Origin of the sequence: Paraburkholderia sediminicola (genome assembly GCF_902859805.1) — a bacterium.
Taxonomy (GTDB): domain Bacteria; phylum Pseudomonadota; class Gammaproteobacteria; order Burkholderiales; family Burkholderiaceae; genus Paraburkholderia; species Paraburkholderia sediminicola.
Genome location: NZ_CADIKC010000005.1, coordinates 122,480 through 137,883 on the forward strand (window position 1 = coordinate 122,480; position 15,404 = coordinate 137,883).

The following is a 15,404-nucleotide window of genomic DNA, read 5'->3' on the forward strand; positions in this document are numbered from 1 at the left end:
CCGCGAGATTTTCGTAAATTAGCTATGAGGTGGCTTGAGCCGCGTCCAGCAAATCAAGGCGCAAGCCGAAAACACGGGCGTACGTTTCGTGAATGAGTTGCGAGACTCCTGCTTCTTGCCATGATGCGAGCCGTCGCGAGCAAGGCAATGCCCGAACGGACCAGAACCTCTTGCGGCAGCTGATTTCACCCAATGCCGGAGCGCGGCACGAACATGATGCCCGTCAGCGCGGCACGGTCGGGAGTCGGTCCGCGTATTGGCGATTACGCGGTGCCCGAGCAGGTAAATGCGGTTTGATGAGTAACTAGAATTCGTCGCCAATGAATTCTCTAGGTATCGCTTCCTGTTGGACAAAACAAGACGGGAAGTTAACCCCAAGTCAAAAAGGTTAGCAGACCCAAAACCTGATTTCGCAACAGCTTCCAAGTCATGGCTAGCGAACCACGACCGCGCCGAAGTCCTGCCGTCCGAATGGACTCACGCGATAGCCGCTCACGTTTGTACGCGTAATGGCCGCTGCGGTCGGATAACCCAGCGGAATCCACAACGCCTGATCGTGGATGATCTGCTGCGCCTGTTCATATGCCTTCGCGCGCTTGCTCTGATCGGGCGTCGCTTTGCCGTCGGCGATCAGCTTGTCCAGATCCTGATCGCAGAAGCGCGCGAAATTGATCCCAGACTTCACCGCATTGCAGCTGAAGAGCGGTGACAGATAGTTATCCGGATCGCCGTTATCGCCAGCCCAGCCCATGAACAGCGTGTCATGCTGGCCTTGTTTGGCCTGCTTGATCAGCTCGCCCCATTCGATCACCTTCACATCCGCCTTCACGCCGATCTTGGCGAAGTCGGCTTGCAGCAGTTCGGCGCCGGCCTTCGGATTCGGGTTCAGCACGCTACCGTTCGGACGCACCCAGATCGTCGTTTCGAAGCCGTTCGGATAGCCCGCGTCGGCGAGCAGTTTCTTCGCCTTCACCGGATCGTACGGCCACGCTTTCACGGCTTTGTCGTAGCTCCACGTGTTCGGCGGATACGGATTGACGGCCGGCGTCGCGGTGTTGTCGAAGATCGCCTTCAGGTACGTGGTGCGATCGAATGCCATGTTCAGAGCCGCACGCACCTTCTGGTTGTCGAGCGGTTTTTTCTGCGTGTTCAGGGCGACGAAGGCGGTCATGAACGCGGGCGTTTGCACGATGGCGAGCGACTTGTCGCTCTTCGCTTCAGCGAGATCCTGGGGCTTCGGCGACAGCGCGATCTGACATTCGCCTGCTTTGACCTTTTGTGCGCGTACCGTGGCGTCCGGCGTGATCGCGTAGATCAGGCGGTCGATTTTCGGCTTGGCGCCCCAGTACGTCGGGTTCACGTCGTAGCGGATGACCGCGTCTTTGGTGTAGCTCTTCAGCGCGAACGGACCGGTGCCGATCGGTTTCGAATTCAGGTCGATCTGTTGGCCGGCTTTGAGCAGCTGATCGGCGTATTCAGCCGAATAGATCGAGGCGAAACCCATCGTCAGGATCGACACGAAGGTCGCATCCGGCGCGTTCAGTTCGAACTTGACGGTGTCGCCGTCGACCTTGCTGATCGACTTGATGAGCTTCGGCAAGCCCATCGATTGCGCGTGCGGGAAGCCGCTTGCGCCCGCCACCTTGTGCCACGGATTGCTGTCGTTGAGCATGCGGTCGAACGTGAAGACGACGTCGTCGGCATTCAGCGCGCGGGTGGGCTTGAAGTAGTCGGTGGTCTGGAATTGCACGTTCGGGCGCAGATGGAACGTGTAGGTGAGGCCGTCGGCGCTCACGTCCCACTTGTCGGCCAGCGCGGGCACGACTTTCTTCGCAGCCTCGTCGTATGAGACGAGCGAATTGAAGATCACGTCGGCCGACGCATTGGTCGTGACGAGTGAATTGAACTGCACGACATCGAAGCCGTCGGGGCTCGACTCGGTACAGACGGTCAGCGGTTTGGCGAGCACGAGCGCGGGCGCCGTGAACAGTACGGCGGCTGCGAGCAGTTTGAAGCGCATAGGATCTCCCATAACAAGCGCAGTCAGGCAGTGCGTCTGGTTGTGTGGTTGTATTCCGTTGACGGGTGGCGACCGGTCTGGCCGTCGTCTTTATTGTGATACGTTTCCGGCGCTGGCGCATGGTTTGGATACTGCGCTACATGCACGTCCTCGCCTTCGCGAAAGCTTATCGAAGGGTGGTTGCGGCGACAACAACTTAATCCGCATATCCATATGGGCTGAGTGTGTCGGTGCTCCTGGCGCCGCTCATGACGCAGCCGCGCGCTGCATCAGGTAACCGATGCCTTCGACCGCGCGCACGCCGTACCACGACACCAACTCCCCATCGATCAACTCAATGCGCTTGCCGGCCAGACGCGGGTCACGCTTCAGCGCGTCGCAATGTGCTTGTGTGAAGCGATATGGCTCGCTGGAAAGCAGTATGCGATCGACGCCGGCAAGCCACGGCGCATGGTCGAAGTCGAGCACGGGATAACGCGCTTCGCCGGTCGCGCCGCCTTGCACGTCGGGCAGCGTCTGCCAGTTCACGAGCCTCAGCATCGCGGCGATGTAGGTATCGCGCGCCACCGTCATCCATGGTTCGCGCCAGATCAGATACAGCACGTTTTGCTTGGGAAACGCCTGCGCCGCAGCCTCATGCAGACGTATTTCGAGCGCTTCGCTCAAGCGCCGCGCTTCCTGCTCGCGGTCGAAGATCGCGCCCAGCAGCGCGTACAGCGAGAGGTTGTCCTGCGGCGTCTGCGGATGGGTCACGACAATGTGCGGCACGAACGCACGCAATTGCTCGACGGTATCGCGCTCGTTTTCGTCGATATTGACAATCAGATGGGTGGGCCGCAAAGCGCGAATCGCGTCGACATTCACGGACTTGGTGCCGCCGACCTTGCGCACCTGCCGCACCTGATTGTGTGGATGCACGCAAAAACCGGTGCGGCCGACAATCTGCCTGTCGAGTCCCAGAGCGAATAGCAATTCGGTGATGCTCGGCACCAGCGAGACGATGCGGGTATTGGCGCTGCCCATTTCGTGCGCGACGCCGGCTGCATCGACCGCACGGGGCTGCATGACTTACTCGGTGGCGGCGCGCGGTTTGCGCGGTGCGCGTTCGAAGGCGCGGTCGTAGAGCCAGCGCGGCAGCACGTGCAGCAGCATTGCCACGATGCGCATCTGCCATGGGAACACAGCAAACGCGGTTTGACGCTCGACGGCCCCGGCGACCTTCACCGCGAAGCGGTCAGCGTCCATCAGGAACGGCATGGTGTACGGGTTGTGCTCGGTCATCGGCGTGCGGATATAGCCGGGGGCGATCGTGACTACGCCGACGCCGAGCGGCCGCATCTCGACACGCAGCGCTTCCAGATACTTGAGCGCCGCCGACTTCGACGCGCTGTACGCGCCCGACCCCGGCAAGCCGCGTACGCTGGCGACGCTCGCGATCCCGACCAGCGTGCCTTTCTTCGCCGCGACCATGGCGGCGGCGAACGGCTCGAAGGTGGCGACCATGCCGAAATAGTTGATATCCATTACTTCGCGGAACGTGCGCAAATCGCCGTGCCCGGTAACCGCACCGCGGCTGATACCGGCATTGGCGATCACGATGTCCGGCAAGCCGTGCTGCGTGATGAACTGCGCGGCCGCTTCGGCGAGCGCCTCGGCGTCGCGGACGTCGACGGAATAGGTGGAGATGGAATTCTGCGGATGGGACTGCTGGAAGGCGGCGAGGGCGTCGCCGCGGCGGGCGACCAGGCCGAGAATCGCGCCGCGCCGCGCATATTCGGCGGCGAGCGCGAGGCCGATGCCACTCGAGGCGCCGGTAATGAAAACCTTCAGGGGGGGGCTCATTCCGGCGCCTTCAACATCACATCTTCTTGGCGCGGACCTGCTGCACCAGGTAGTCGAGCACCTGGATCGTGCCCGGCAGGCTGTTGGTCGCAGCCGGGCCGGTTTCATACTTGCCTTGCACGGCGAGCGTCGGCACGCCGTCGATCTTGTAGTCGTCCATCAGCTTCTTGTCTTTTTGCAGCGCGCTTTGCGTCGAGAACGAGTTGTACGCGTCCATGTACTTCTTCGGATCGACGCCGTTCTTCGCGAGGAACTTGGCCTGGTCTTCCGGCGTCAGCAGGTAGTTCTTGTTGACGTGGATTTCGTTGAAGACCTTCGGCGTGAGTTGCGTGGCGAGGCCGAGTGCGTCAAGCGCGTGGTACATCTTCGAGTGCGGAATGAAGTCGTCACGGAAGGCAACCGGCACGCGCTTGAACACCACGTCCGGACCTTGCTTCTTCACCCATGCTTCGAGGTACGGGTTGAATTCATTGCAGTGCGGGCAGCCGTACCAGAAGAATTCGGTGACTTCGATCTTGCCGGCCGGCACGTCCGTAGGTTGCGGCGTGGACAGCACGGTGTAGTCCTTGCCCGAAACCGGCGCGGCCGGCGATGCATGCGCCGTGGCGGCAACCAGGCCCAGCGAGAGGAACAGAATGCTCAGCAGTTTTTTCATGTTGTGATGACCCAAGTAGGCGGTAAAACGGTGGCGCCACGCAAATGCCCGTCACCGTTTTCAATGTCGGCGTTAGACGCTCTAGTCGTCCGTTGTGCTTGTCGGTTGAGCTTGTGACTCGCGCCGCACGCCGATAGTTCGGCGGCGGCGCGTTCCGGCAAATCACGGTTTGTTTATTGTTGGCTTATTGCTTCGTAAAGCGGATCACGGCTGTATCCACGCCCGCGTCGGACAGACGCTGACGGCTCGAATTCATATCCTCGAACTTCGAGAACGGGCCGATCCGCACGCGGTAGTACGTCACGCCGCCCGCATCGCGCTGCGTGACCTTCGATTCGAAGCCCTGGAAGGCGAGACGCGCACGCTGCTGCTCGGCGTCGGCCGAGGTCTTGTAGGCGCCCACTTGCAGGAAGTAGCCCGTGTTCGCGTCACCCGCTGTCGGCGCCGCGCCTGAACCCGGCTTGGCGTTGGCAGCCGTGGTGGGCGACGTGCCCTTCGGTGCGGAGCCTGCCGCGGTGGCGGCCGGTGCGCTTGCGCCCTGCGGCTTCTTCACCGGTGCGGTGGCCGTGCCGTTGCCGTTATCCTGCGCGGGTTTCGGTGCGACTGCCGTGCCGTTCGCATTGCCGTTCGACGGCGGCACTTCGACGATTTGCGGTTCTTCCAGCATGCCCGACTGCGTCTGCGCGTTGGTCTGACCCGGTGCGGTGTTCGGCGGCGCCGGTTGCGCGGCTTGCGGCACCGGCTGCCCCGGCGTCTTGCCTTGCAGCGGACGGTTCGGGTCGTATTGCTGCGCCTGGCTCGCGCCGGTGTCGGGCGCCGCGGGCGGCGCGACCTTCGAGACGAACGGCGTAGGCGCACGGGTGATATACAGCGCCACCACTACCGCGATCGCGAGACCGACGATCAGGCCCAGCACGATGCCGAGAAAAGTCCCCCCGGTTTGTTTCGATTGCGATTGCTTTGTTGTGCGGCGTGGTTTTGCCATCGTATGAATCACCTGCAAAAAGAATCCTGGAACGGCCGTCGATTATAACGACGGCCGCATGCATGTTGCGCCGGAGGACTTACATCTTGACGGGAGCGGAGACGCCGATCGTCGCGAGACCGTTGGCCAGCACCTGACGTGTGGCCGCAAGCAGCGCGACGCGTGCATTGCGCTCGGCAGCGTCGTCGACCAGCACGCGTTCGGCTCTGTCATTGTAGAACGAGTGGAATTCCCCGGCGAGGTCGCGCAGATAGAACGCGACCGCGTGCGGCGCGAGTTCGCCTGCGGCGTGCTCGAGCATGTCCGGGAATTCGGCGAGCTTGTTCAGCAAGGCCATGGCGCGTTCGCTGGTGAGCGGCGACACATCCACCGTGGACAGCGTGCTCTCGTCCGTGTTGTAGCGCGCCTTGCACTCCGCGATGACCGAGCAGATCCGAGCATGCGCATACTGCACGTAATGCACCGGATTTTCGTCGTTCTGTTTCAACGCCAGGTCGATGTCGAATACGAATTCCGTGTCCGCCTTGCGCGAGATCAGGAAGAAGCGCACGGCGTCGCGGCCGCGGCGAATCGTCTCTTCGTCGATCAGGTCGACGGCGGCTTCCGAGCCCGGCGTCGCGCCGCCCGACCATTCGATCAGGTCGCGCACCGTCACATAGCTGCCCGCGCGCTTGGAGATTTTCACCTCTTCGCCGTTGCGCATCACCGTGACCATCTTGTGCAGGATGTAGTCGGGATAGCCCTTCGGAATGCCGACGCCGAGACCCTGCAGGCCGGCGCGCACGCGCGCGATCGTGCCGTGGTGGTCCGAGCCCTGAATGTTGATGACCTTGGTGAAGCCGCGTTCCCACTTGGCGACGTGGTAGGCGACGTCCGGCACGAAGTACGTGTAGGTGCCGTCGCTCTTGCGCATCACGCGGTCTTTGTCGTCGCCGTCGTCGGTGGTGCGCAGCCACAGCGCGCCTTCCTGTTCATAGGTCTTGCCGGCGGCGATCAGCGCCTCGACGGTCTTTTCGACCCGGCCTTCCTTGTACAGCGACGACTCCAGGTAGTACTCGTCGAACTTCACGCCGAAGGCCTGCAAGTCCATGTCCTGCTCGCGGCGCAGGTAGGCGACCGCGAAGCGGCGGATCGCTTCGAGGTCTTCGACGTCGGCCGCGCCCGTGACGGGTTCGCCGTCGCTCGCGGCAACCGTGACGCCGTTCAGATAGTCTTTGGCGATGTCGGCGATGTACTCGCCGTTGTACGCCGAGGCCGGCCAGCCTTCGTCGCCTGGGGCGAGCCCACAGGCGCGTGCCTGGGTCGACAGGGCGAGCGTCTGGATCTGCACGCCGGCGTCGTTGTAATAGAACTCGCGGTGCACGTCCCAGCCTTGGCTAGCCAGCACGTTCGAGAGCGCGTCGCCGAGCGCGGCCTGACGGCCGTGGCCGACGTGCAGCGGGCCGGTTGGGTTGGCCGAGACGAATTCGATCAGCACATGCTTGCCGGCTTCGCGCTGCGAACGGCCGAAGGCGTCCTTTTCAGCGAACACCGCGGCGATCACCGCCTGTTTGGCGGCGGCCGCGAGGCGCAGGTTGATGAAGCCGGGGCCGGCCACTTCGGCGGCTTCCACGAGCCCCTTGGCTCCCGGCCGCGCGAGCAGCGAGTCGACGATCTGTTGCGCCAGTTGGCGCGGGTTGGCGCGCAGCGGCTTGGCGAGTTGCATCGCCACATTGCAGGCGACGTCGCCGTGCGCGGCGACCTTGGGACGCTCCAGCGTGATCGTGGGCGACACGAAGGCGGCTTCGCTCGCGCCCTGGGTTGCGTCGGCAACCTGCTTCACCGTGTCGGCGAGCAGTGTTTCGAGGGTATGTTTGTGTGCAGGCAGCATGCTTGTTGCGAGTCCAGTGAGGCAATCCGGTGATGCGGAAGAAGCGGCGGCGGCGCGCGAGGCGCAGCCGATTCGTCAGAAGCGTGGAAAGCGGCGCTGCACCGGCCGGGATGCGCCGGGCACTTCGGGGCGTCATCAGGCACGTAGCGTGCAACGTGTCTGGCGCGGTGTGCGGCGCGCTTTTCCGTCCAGACGGATTTTAGCAGGTGCTAATATGTTCAATGAGATGCCCACCAAGGGCCGTGGCCGCCGTGCCTGATCGGCGTGTCAACGTAACGCGCGCCGACGGTCGGCTTACAGCCGTTCGCGCGTCAATCCAACATAACGAAAAAGGGAACAGTCATGCTGATTACTTTCAAATGTCGCGCCGCTCCGGACGTGATGATGCTGGAAAATCTCGCTCAGTACCTGGTCGGCATTGTCGGCAAGCGCCTGGGTGAGCGGGGTGTCATCACCCACGACGAACTGAGCGTCGCGATCACGAAACTCGAATCGGCCATCCACACCGACAAGCAGGAACGTGCCGAGCACGACGGCCATTTTCACGAAGGCGAAGACGGCCACGAGCATCATGAGATCCCGCCGGGACTCGCCCAGCGTGCGTATCCGTTCCTCGACATGCTGCGCGCCGCGCAGAAGGAAAACGCGGATATCGTCTGGGGTCTCTGATCCCGCGGCGGTCCGCCGACGGTCGTGTTCGCCGCGCTCGCGGCGCTGGTCGTGACGTGTCAATGAAAAGAGCCCGCATTCGCGGGCTCTTTGTCTTTCACGGGTCTTAACGGCCCGTCTGCCGAAACGGCTTACTGGCTGGCGGCGTCAGCCGGGGCGGCCATCGGTGCCGACGCACCCTTCTTCATTTTCTGCTTCTTGGGCTTCTTGACGTGCTTCACGGTCGGCGGTGAATACGAACTGACCGAACTCGACGCGGCGGGGGCAGCGGGCTGGGCCAGCGCCACCGAGGCGCCTGCGGCGAGCGAAACAGCAGTCAATAACAGCGTCAGCTTCTTCATACGATTTTCTCCGTTGACGATTGCAATTTGATAAGCCGACGCGTTTTGGCCGCGTCTGGCGGGTTGATGCCGTTTCAGTCTACAAAGCCGAAAATTACACTGCCGCAAATATTCAGCCTAGCGTGCCCGATATAGTAGGTCGCCCGCCCCGCAAGGCTTACAGCAAAGGCGCCAAGGCCCGCTCAGCGTCTGTTTTCGACAACGACATGCGTTTTGCGTAGTCTTCCAGCTGGTCCTGGCCGATCTTGCCGACCGAGAAATAGGTGCTGTCCGGATGCGCCAGGTAGAAGCCGGAGACGCTGGCCGCCGGCAGCATGGCCAGCGATTCGGTCACGCTCATGCCGATTTCAGTGGCTTGCAGCACGTCGAACATGTCGCGTTTCACAAGGTGGTCCGGGCAGGCCGGATAGCCCGGCGCCGGACGGATGCCGTGGTACTTTTCCGCGATCAGGTCTTCGTTGGAGAGGGTCTCGGCGTTCGCGTAGCCCCACAGGTCGCGCCGCACGCGGGCATGCAGCCCTTCGGCAAAGGCTTCGGCGAAGCGGTCGGCGAGCGCTTTGAGCATGATCGCGCTGTAGTCGTCGTGATCCTTTTCGAACTGCTTTTCCTTCACGTCTACGCCCAGACCCGCCGTGACCGCGAACATGCCGATGTAGTCGGCCACGCCTGACTCCTTCGGCGCGATGAAGTCGGCGAGCGAGCGGTTGGGGCGCATCACACCGTCCACCACCGGCCGCACGCTTTGCTGGCGCAGGTTGCGCCACGTGAGGGCGACTTCCGAGCGCGATTCGTCCGTGTAGATTTCGATGTCGTCGTCGTTCACGGTGTTGGCCGGCAGCAGCGCGATCACGCCGTTAGCCTGCAGCCAGCGGCCCTGGATCAGGCGCGCGAGCATCGACTTGCCGTCCGAGAACACGCGGCGGGCCGATTCGCCGACGATCTCGTCGTTCAGGATCGCCGGATATGGGCCGGCCAGGTCCCAAGTCTGGAAGAACGGACCCCAGTCGATGTAGTTCGCCAGCTCGTTCAGATCGAAGTTCCTGAACACGCGACGGCCGATGAACTTCGGCTTGACCGGCTGGTAGCCGGCCCAATCGACCTTGGTCTTGTTCGCGCGCGCTTCGGCGAGCGTGACCATGGGCAGGGCCTTCTTGTTGGCGTGCTGGTCGCGGATGCGGTCGTAGTCGGTCTTGAGTTCGTCGACGTACTTCGCTGCGCCTTCATCGGAGAGCAGGCTCGAGGCCACGGAGACCGAGCGCGACGCGTCCGGTACGTACACCACCGGGCCTTCGTAATGCGGTGCGATCTTCACTGCGGTGTGCACGCGCGAGGTGGTCGCGCCGCCGATCAGGAGCGGAATCTTCTTGATGCGGAAGTAGTCGTCGCGCTGCATTTCCGAGGCAACGTAGGCCATTTCTTCGAGGCTCGGCGTAATCAGACCGGACAGGCCGATGATGTCCGCGCCCTCGACCTTCGCTTTGGCAAGAATGTCGTTGCACGACACCATCACGCCCATGTTGACCACTTCGAAGTTATTGCACTGAAGCACCACCGAGACGATGTTCTTGCCGATGTCGTGCACGTCGCCCTTCACCGTAGCGATGACGATCTTGCCCTTCGCGCGCACGTCGGCGCCGGCTTCGGCCATCAGCTTCTTTTCTTCTTCGATGTACGGGATCAGATGCGCGACGGCCTGCTTCATCACGCGCGCCGACTTCACGACCTGCGGCAGGAACATCTTGCCCTGACCGAACAGGTCGCCGACGATATTCATGCCGTCCATCAGCGGGCCTTCGATCACGTTGATCGGACGGCCGCCGGCTGCGGCGATCTTCGCGCGCACCTCTTCGGTATCTTCGACGATGAAGTTGGTGATGCCGTGCACCAGCGCATGCGACAGACGCTTCTCGACGGGCTGATTACGCCACTCGAGGTTCTCTTCCTTCTTCGCGGCGCCGGTCTTGAACTTGTCGGCGATTTCCAGCAAACGATCGGTGCCGTCTTCACGACGATTCAGCACGACGTCTTCAACGCGCTCGCGCAACTCCGGATCAAGGTCGGCATACACGCCGAGCTGACCCGCGTTGACGATGCCCATGTCCATCCCCGCCTGAATCGCGTGATAGAGGAACACGGTGTGGATCGCCTCGCGCACCGGATCGTTGCCGCGGAACGAGAACGACACGTTCGACACGCCGCCGCTGATCTTCGCGTAGGGCAGGTTTTCCTTGATCCAGCGCGTGGCGTTGATGAAGTCGACGGCGTAGTTGTTGTGCTCTTCGATGCCGGTCGCAATCGCAAAGATGTTCGGATCGAAGATGATGTCTTCCGGCGGGAAGCCGACTTCGTTCACGAGGAAATCGTAGGAGCGTTTGCAGATCTGCGTCTTGCGTTCGAACGTATCGGCCTGACCTTGCTCGTCGAAGGCCATTACGACCGCGGCCGCGCCATAGCGGCGAATCAGGTTCGCATGATGACGGAACGCTTCTTCGCCTTCTTTCAGCGAGATCGAATTGACGATCGCCTTGCCTTGCACGCACTTCAGGCCCGCTTCGATCACGTCCCACTTCGACGAATCGATCATGATCGGCACGCGCGCGATGTCCGGTTCCGACGCGATCAGATTCATGAAGCGGACCATCGCCGCTTTCGAATCGAGCATGGCCTCGTCCATGTTGACGTCGATGATCTGCGCGCCGTTTTCGACCTGCTGCCGGGCGACCGCGATCGCGTCGTCGAACTGGTCGTTCAGGATCATTCGCGCGAACGCCTTCGAACCCGTCACGTTGGTGCGTTCACCGACGTTGATGAAGAGCGTCCCGGACGTGACGTTGAACGGCTCGAGGCCGGAAAGGCGCATGGTGTGATCGGTCATGGCGTAGGTGCGGTTCGGTTGCGTGCGTTTAGTTGGGTGCGCTCAGTTGCGTGCACTCAGTTGCGTGCAATTACGTGCGTCGGGTTCGATAGCGGAAGACTGGCGGGTCAGGAGCGAGCCGCCAGGCTCAGGCTGCGTCGCGGTATTGCGTCGGCCATTGGCGCGGCTTCACTTCAGCCAGCGCTTTGGCAATCGCCGCAATATGCTCCGGCGTCGTGCCGCAGCAGCCGCCTGCGATATTCACGAGGCCTGCCTGCGCGAACTCTTTCAGCAATCCCGACGTATCCGCCGGCAATTCGTCAAAGCCCGTATCGCTCATCGGATTCGGCAAACCGGCGTTCGGATAGCACGACACATAGGTGTCGCACAGCTTCGCCAGTTCGGCGATGTACGGGCGCATCAGCGCTGCGCCCAGCGCGCAGTTCAAACCGAAGGTGAGCGGCTTGGCGTGACGCAGCGAGTTCCAGAAAGCTTCGACGGTTTGTCCCGAGAGAATCCGGCCCGATGCATCCGTGACGGTGCCCGAAATCATGATCGGCAGACGCTCGCCGGTGTCTTCGAACAGCTCGTCCAGCGCGAACAGCGCGGCCTTGGCGTTGAGCGTGTCGAAGATCGTTTCGACGAGGAACAGGTCGCAGCCGCCGTCGAGCAAGGCCTTCGCCTGCTCGTAGTACGCGGCACGGAGTTCGTCGAACGTCACGTTGCGCGCACCCGGATCGTTTACGTCAGGGGAAATGCTCGCTGTCTTCGGCGTCGGTCCGATCGCGCCGGCGACGAAGCGCGGCTTGTCGGGCGTCGAATACTTATCGCAGGCGGCGCGCGCCAGCTTCGCCGATTCGAGATTCATCTCGATGGCGAGGTCTTCCATTCCGTAGTCGGCCTGCGCAACCGTGGTCGCACCGAACGTGTTGGTCTCGATGATGTCCGCGCCCGCCGCGAGATACTGCTCGTGAATCTCGCCGATGATCTGTGGCTGCGTGATCGACAGCAACTCGTTGTTGCCCTTGATGTCGCGCCCGTAGTCCTTGAAGCGCTCGCCACGATAGCGGGCTTCGTCGAGCTTGTAGCGCTGGATCATCGTGCCCATTGCGCCGTCCAGAATCAGGATGCGCGACTTGAGCAGCGCGGGCAGCGCCGTGCCGCGCGTGTAGGCGGCGTCGGGACGGACTGGCGTGGCGGATTGAGCAGGCTGGTTCATGGCGGACGAGGGCTTGCGCCGGCTTTTTCGGGAAACCTGTCATTGTAGCCGCTGTGGGGCGGTCCCGCCTGGCGCGCGCCCGGCAGGCGGATGCGCGTGCCGCGGCAACGGTGGCCGGGGCTCTGGCCGCAGCGGAAACAAACAGAGGAAAGGACAGGGGAAACAGAAGTCGAAACGACAGGGGAAACAACAGGGGAAACAAAACGGCCCAGTCAGGTGAAAGCCTGCTGGGCCGCGTTACTTCTGCTGACCGACTTGTAAAGGCCGCCGGCTAAGCCGGTCGGCGCGGTCGATGGTTGTCGCCAAACCGTTACGTTAAACCCTTCAGTTAGTGAAGAATCACCGGTTGATGCATCAGGCTGTCGAATTGCCCGAGGAATTCGTCTACCTCATCCAGCGACGGTTCCTCTTCGATCAGCTTTTGCACATGCTCGCGGAAACGCGCTGCCATTGCGCCGTCAATGTAGATTTCGCGCTGCATGTTCTTGTCGACGATCTCGTAGCCGCCGGATTTCATGGCCAGCGGGCCTTCCTGCGGCGGAAACTCGACGACACAATAGTTGGGGCTGTTATAGATCATTTGCATGGCGACACTCCTTATTTCCGTTGGCTCCTGGCCATTCCTGCGCCATAGGTGGAGCTTGTGGTGTGGAATTCAAGGGGTGGGTCCGGATTGACGCTTGTACAGTTCCGAACCTACCGGTTAGACCGGCTTTCCAAGAAACGTTTCAAGCAGTGCAGCAAAACGGTGAGATTGCTCGATGGGCGCGAGATGAGCGGCATCGAGTAGTTCGAACTGTGCGCCTTGGATGGCGTCTGCTATTGCCTGCGTAGCAGCAGGTAGCGTGCCCGTGTCATGGCGGCCTCCCACGGCCAACGTCGGGCAACGAATTGTTCCCAGCTTACCGCGTAGATCGAAATCGCGCAGGGCTTCGCACGCCATCGCGTAGCCTTCTGGCAACGTATGGGTCAGCACGTCGCGAATCTGCTCGACTGCTTCGGGATGCGCTGCCTGAAAATCGGGCGTCAACCAGCGGCTCAACGTCGCGGGCACCAGGGGCGCCATACCCTCATTGCGCGCCGCCGCCGCGCGTTGATCCCATATCGCGCGGCCTTCGGGCGGCGTGCCGGCTGTGGTGTCGGCAACGGTTAGTGTGTCGACGCGCGACGGATGGTCCAGCGCGAATTGCTGCGCGATCATGCCGCCCATCGACATGCCGACGAGATGCGTGGTGGGTGCGCCGAGCGCATCGAGCAGTTCGGCGAGATCGCGGGACAGATCGGCAATGCTGAACGGGTCGCTTGATACCGCGGTCTTGCCGTGGCCGCGCAGGTCGTAGCGCAGCACGGTGTACTCGTCGCGGAAATAGCCGGCGAGTTGGTCCCACACAGACAGATCGCCGCCGAGCTGATGAACAAACGTCAGCCACGGCCCGCCGCCCTCATTGCTCAGGACATAGCGCGTTTCGATACCGTTGATTTTCACTTGCATGCGGGCTCCTTGAAGGGGGACGCAGTGGAAAGAGCCGTTGGCGCGCTTCTTCCGCCTTCACTATACCTACGTGACGGCCGCGCGAACGGTTGCAGTTCATCGTGCGAGTGAGTTGCGTCGCGGAAGTTTCAGCGATCTGTTCGAGACCCTGCTCGGGTTCAGGGTTTTTCGGGCGAGTTGCCAGGCACGGTCGAATCGACTGCGGGGGTAGTTTCCGGCGTTAGTGGCGGTGAGTTGGCGGGCGACTGGTTTGCCGAATTGTCAGGTGAAGGATTGCCGGCGCCATTGGAACCACTCGTGCCGTCAACGCTGCCGCCCTGACTGCCCGTCTCGTCTGCATTGAGCTTGCCGCGCCACACCAGTTCGAATTGCGTGCCATTCGGTTCGGTCTGCATGATTCGCGCGGGCAGCCAGCCAAGCGACGGCGCGAGCCAAACGTCGATGCGGCGCAGATCCCCGTCATGACGAGGCAAACGCTTGAAGTGGCGCGTCTCGAGGTAGCCCTGCGCGGTGCGGATGGTTTCGTCGCCGATTGTTTCGACTGGCCAGTTCTCGCCGCTGTTGTTGTCGACCACGAAGAATTGCCGCGTCACGCCCGGCTTATAGGCGGCCGGGTCGCCGCGCACGAGGCTGGCGAGTTGCATGACCATGCTGAAACGGTCCTGCGCGCCGTCGGGCAGCGGCAGCGTGGTTGGGGTACGCGTGAAAGCGATGTTTTTGTCGATGCGATTGAAGATCGCCACGTCTTCCGGACGACGGCCGCGCTTTTCGATGTACTGATCCGGCGCGAGGCCGAATGCGTCGATGCGGCCATGGCTCGAATACACGAACGTGCCGACGAACGGCAACGGCACGGAGACGACCATTTCATAACTCTGTGCGTTGCTGGTCCAGTGGATGGTGCCCGGCTGATTGCGCACGCCGTTGTAGAACGTGTCGTACTGCAGTTCGCCGGACGGCGGAACGGAGAACTTCACACCCGTGGCAGCTTGAGGCGCGCTCGCGGCTGCAGGGGCGCTGGCCGTGCCGGCGGCGGTTGCGCCCGCCTTGGCGTTGGCATCGGATTGACTCGCCGCAGCCGGTGCGCTCGCCGCGGCATCGGATGCGGCCGCGACCGCGGGCGCCTGCTTTGCCGGTTGCGTCGCCGTCAACACGTGTTCGCGCGGCTTGCTTGCAACGGCCTTGCGCGCCGGCGCAGGCGTTGCCGCTTGCTGCGCGTCGGTAGCGGGTTTTCGTTCGATACGCTCGGGTGTCAGCAGTGCAACCTGCACCGGGACATGTTCGTTGTCTGATGGATTCAGCGACGCGCGGTTGCGCTCGACCCATTGCGCCGCGATCCAGTGCAGGACGGCCACTGCCAGCAGAACCGCAAGCCATCGCCCGATCCGCAAACCGGCGCGCGACCCGACGGGCGGCGTGCGATCAGTGCGTTGTGCGGTGGAAGGTGTGGACATAGG

Annotated in this window: 12 protein-coding genes and 2 pseudogenes; 1 reads left to right on the forward strand and 13 read right to left on the reverse strand. The window is 62.5% G+C overall.

Annotation, left to right across the window (positions count from 1 at the left end):
- Positions 1-82 precede the first annotated feature (82 nt).
- From R8871_RS38480 to argS, 7 genes and pseudogenes are all read right to left on the reverse strand, one after another.
- Positions 83-298, reverse strand: a pseudogene (locus R8871_RS38480) (transposase); the annotation flags it as partial.
- A gap of 135 nt (positions 299-433) precedes the next feature.
- A complete protein-coding gene (locus R8871_RS19230; protein ID WP_175051903.1) occupies positions 434-2,020 on the reverse strand; it encodes an ABC transporter substrate-binding protein in 1,587 nt (528 codons plus the stop codon).
- Between the two features lie 246 nt (positions 2,021-2,266).
- On the reverse strand, positions 2,267-3,085 hold the full coding sequence (locus R8871_RS19235; RefSeq protein ID WP_175051904.1) for a cobalamin-binding protein: 819 nt from the start codon (positions 3,083-3,085) through the stop codon (positions 2,267-2,269).
- Between the two features lie 3 nt (positions 3,086-3,088).
- On the reverse strand, positions 3,089-3,862 hold the full coding sequence (locus R8871_RS19240; RefSeq protein ID WP_175051905.1) for an SDR family oxidoreductase: 774 nt from the start codon (positions 3,860-3,862) through the stop codon (positions 3,089-3,091).
- A 16-nt stretch (positions 3,863-3,878) separates the two neighbouring features.
- Positions 3,879-4,517, reverse strand: a complete 639-nt coding sequence (locus R8871_RS19245; RefSeq protein WP_093645709.1) for a thiol:disulfide interchange protein DsbA/DsbL — start codon at positions 4,515-4,517, stop codon at positions 3,879-3,881.
- 184 nt (positions 4,518-4,701) lie between these two features.
- Positions 4,702-5,520, reverse strand: coding sequence for an SPOR domain-containing protein (locus R8871_RS19250; protein WP_175051906.1), 819 nt, complete (start codon positions 5,518-5,520; stop codon positions 4,702-4,704).
- Positions 5,521-5,581: 61 nt separating this feature from the next.
- Complete coding sequence (gene argS, locus R8871_RS19255) at positions 5,582-7,372, reverse strand: arginine--tRNA ligase (RefSeq protein ID WP_175051907.1); 1,791 nt, start codon at positions 7,370-7,372, stop codon at positions 5,582-5,584.
- 342 nt (positions 7,373-7,714) lie between these two features.
- On the opposite strand from argS, the gene R8871_RS19260 reads away from it, so the two are divergent.
- Positions 7,715-8,041, forward strand: coding sequence for a DUF1840 domain-containing protein (locus tag R8871_RS19260; RefSeq protein ID WP_175051908.1), 327 nt, complete (start codon positions 7,715-7,717; stop codon positions 8,039-8,041).
- Positions 8,042-8,172: 131 nt separating this feature from the next.
- Here the strand turns inward: R8871_RS19260 and R8871_RS19265 are convergent, their stop codons facing one another.
- The 6 genes and pseudogenes from R8871_RS19265 to R8871_RS19290 form a co-directional block, all read right to left on the reverse strand.
- A complete protein-coding gene (locus R8871_RS19265; RefSeq protein ID WP_175051909.1) occupies positions 8,173-8,382 on the reverse strand; it encodes an acid-shock protein in 210 nt (69 codons plus the stop codon).
- Between the two features lie 157 nt (positions 8,383-8,539).
- Positions 8,540-11,266, reverse strand: a pseudogene (metH, locus tag R8871_RS19270) (methionine synthase); the annotation flags it as partial.
- Positions 11,267-11,384: 118 nt separating this feature from the next.
- Entirely contained in the window at positions 11,385-12,455 is a 1,071-nt protein-coding gene (locus R8871_RS19275) for a homocysteine S-methyltransferase family protein (protein WP_175051911.1), read from the reverse strand.
- Positions 12,456-12,783: 328 nt separating this feature from the next.
- Entirely contained in the window at positions 12,784-13,041 is a 258-nt protein-coding gene (locus tag R8871_RS19280; RefSeq protein ID WP_007179533.1) for a BTH_I0359 family protein, read from the reverse strand.
- 117 nt (positions 13,042-13,158) lie between these two features.
- Positions 13,159-13,947, reverse strand: coding sequence for an alpha/beta fold hydrolase (locus R8871_RS19285; RefSeq protein ID WP_175051912.1), 789 nt, complete (start codon positions 13,945-13,947; stop codon positions 13,159-13,161).
- Positions 13,948-14,105: 158 nt separating this feature from the next.
- Entirely contained in the window at positions 14,106-15,401 is a 1,296-nt protein-coding gene (locus R8871_RS19290; protein WP_175051913.1) for a DUF3108 domain-containing protein, read from the reverse strand.
- Positions 15,402-15,404: the final 3 nt, after the last annotated feature.

Excerpts from the sequence above, each read along its gene's own strand:
- R8871_RS19280 (WP_007179533.1), bottom strand. The coding sequence starts at position 13,041 with ATGCAAATGATCTATAACAGCCCCAACTATTGTGTCGTCGAGTTTCCG.
- R8871_RS19235 (WP_175051904.1), bottom strand. The coding sequence starts at position 3,085 with ATGCAGCCCCGTGCGGTCGATGCAGCCGGCGTCGCGCACGAAATGGGC.
- R8871_RS19230 (WP_175051903.1), bottom strand. The coding sequence starts at position 2,020 with ATGCGCTTCAAACTGCTCGCAGCCGCCGTACTGTTCACGGCGCCCGCG.
- R8871_RS19290 (WP_175051913.1), bottom strand. The coding sequence starts at position 15,401 with ATGTCCACACCTTCCACCGCACAACGCACTGATCGCACGCCGCCCGTC.
- argS (WP_175051907.1), bottom strand. The coding sequence starts at position 7,372 with ATGCTGCCTGCACACAAACATACCCTCGAAACACTGCTCGCCGACACG.
- R8871_RS19240 (WP_175051905.1), bottom strand. The coding sequence starts at position 3,862 with ATGAGCCCCCCCCTGAAGGTTTTCATTACCGGCGCCTCGAGTGGCATC.
- R8871_RS19265 (WP_175051909.1), bottom strand. The coding sequence starts at position 8,382 with ATGAAGAAGCTGACGCTGTTATTGACTGCTGTTTCGCTCGCCGCAGGC.
- R8871_RS19260 (WP_175051908.1), top strand. The coding sequence starts at position 7,715 with ATGCTGATTACTTTCAAATGTCGCGCCGCTCCGGACGTGATGATGCTG.
- R8871_RS19285 (WP_175051912.1), bottom strand. The coding sequence starts at position 13,947 with ATGCAAGTGAAAATCAACGGTATCGAAACGCGCTATGTCCTGAGCAAT.
- R8871_RS19275 (WP_175051911.1), bottom strand. The coding sequence starts at position 12,455 with ATGAACCAGCCTGCTCAATCCGCCACGCCAGTCCGTCCCGACGCCGCC.
- R8871_RS19245 (WP_093645709.1), bottom strand. The coding sequence starts at position 4,517 with ATGAAAAAACTGCTGAGCATTCTGTTCCTCTCGCTGGGCCTGGTTGCC.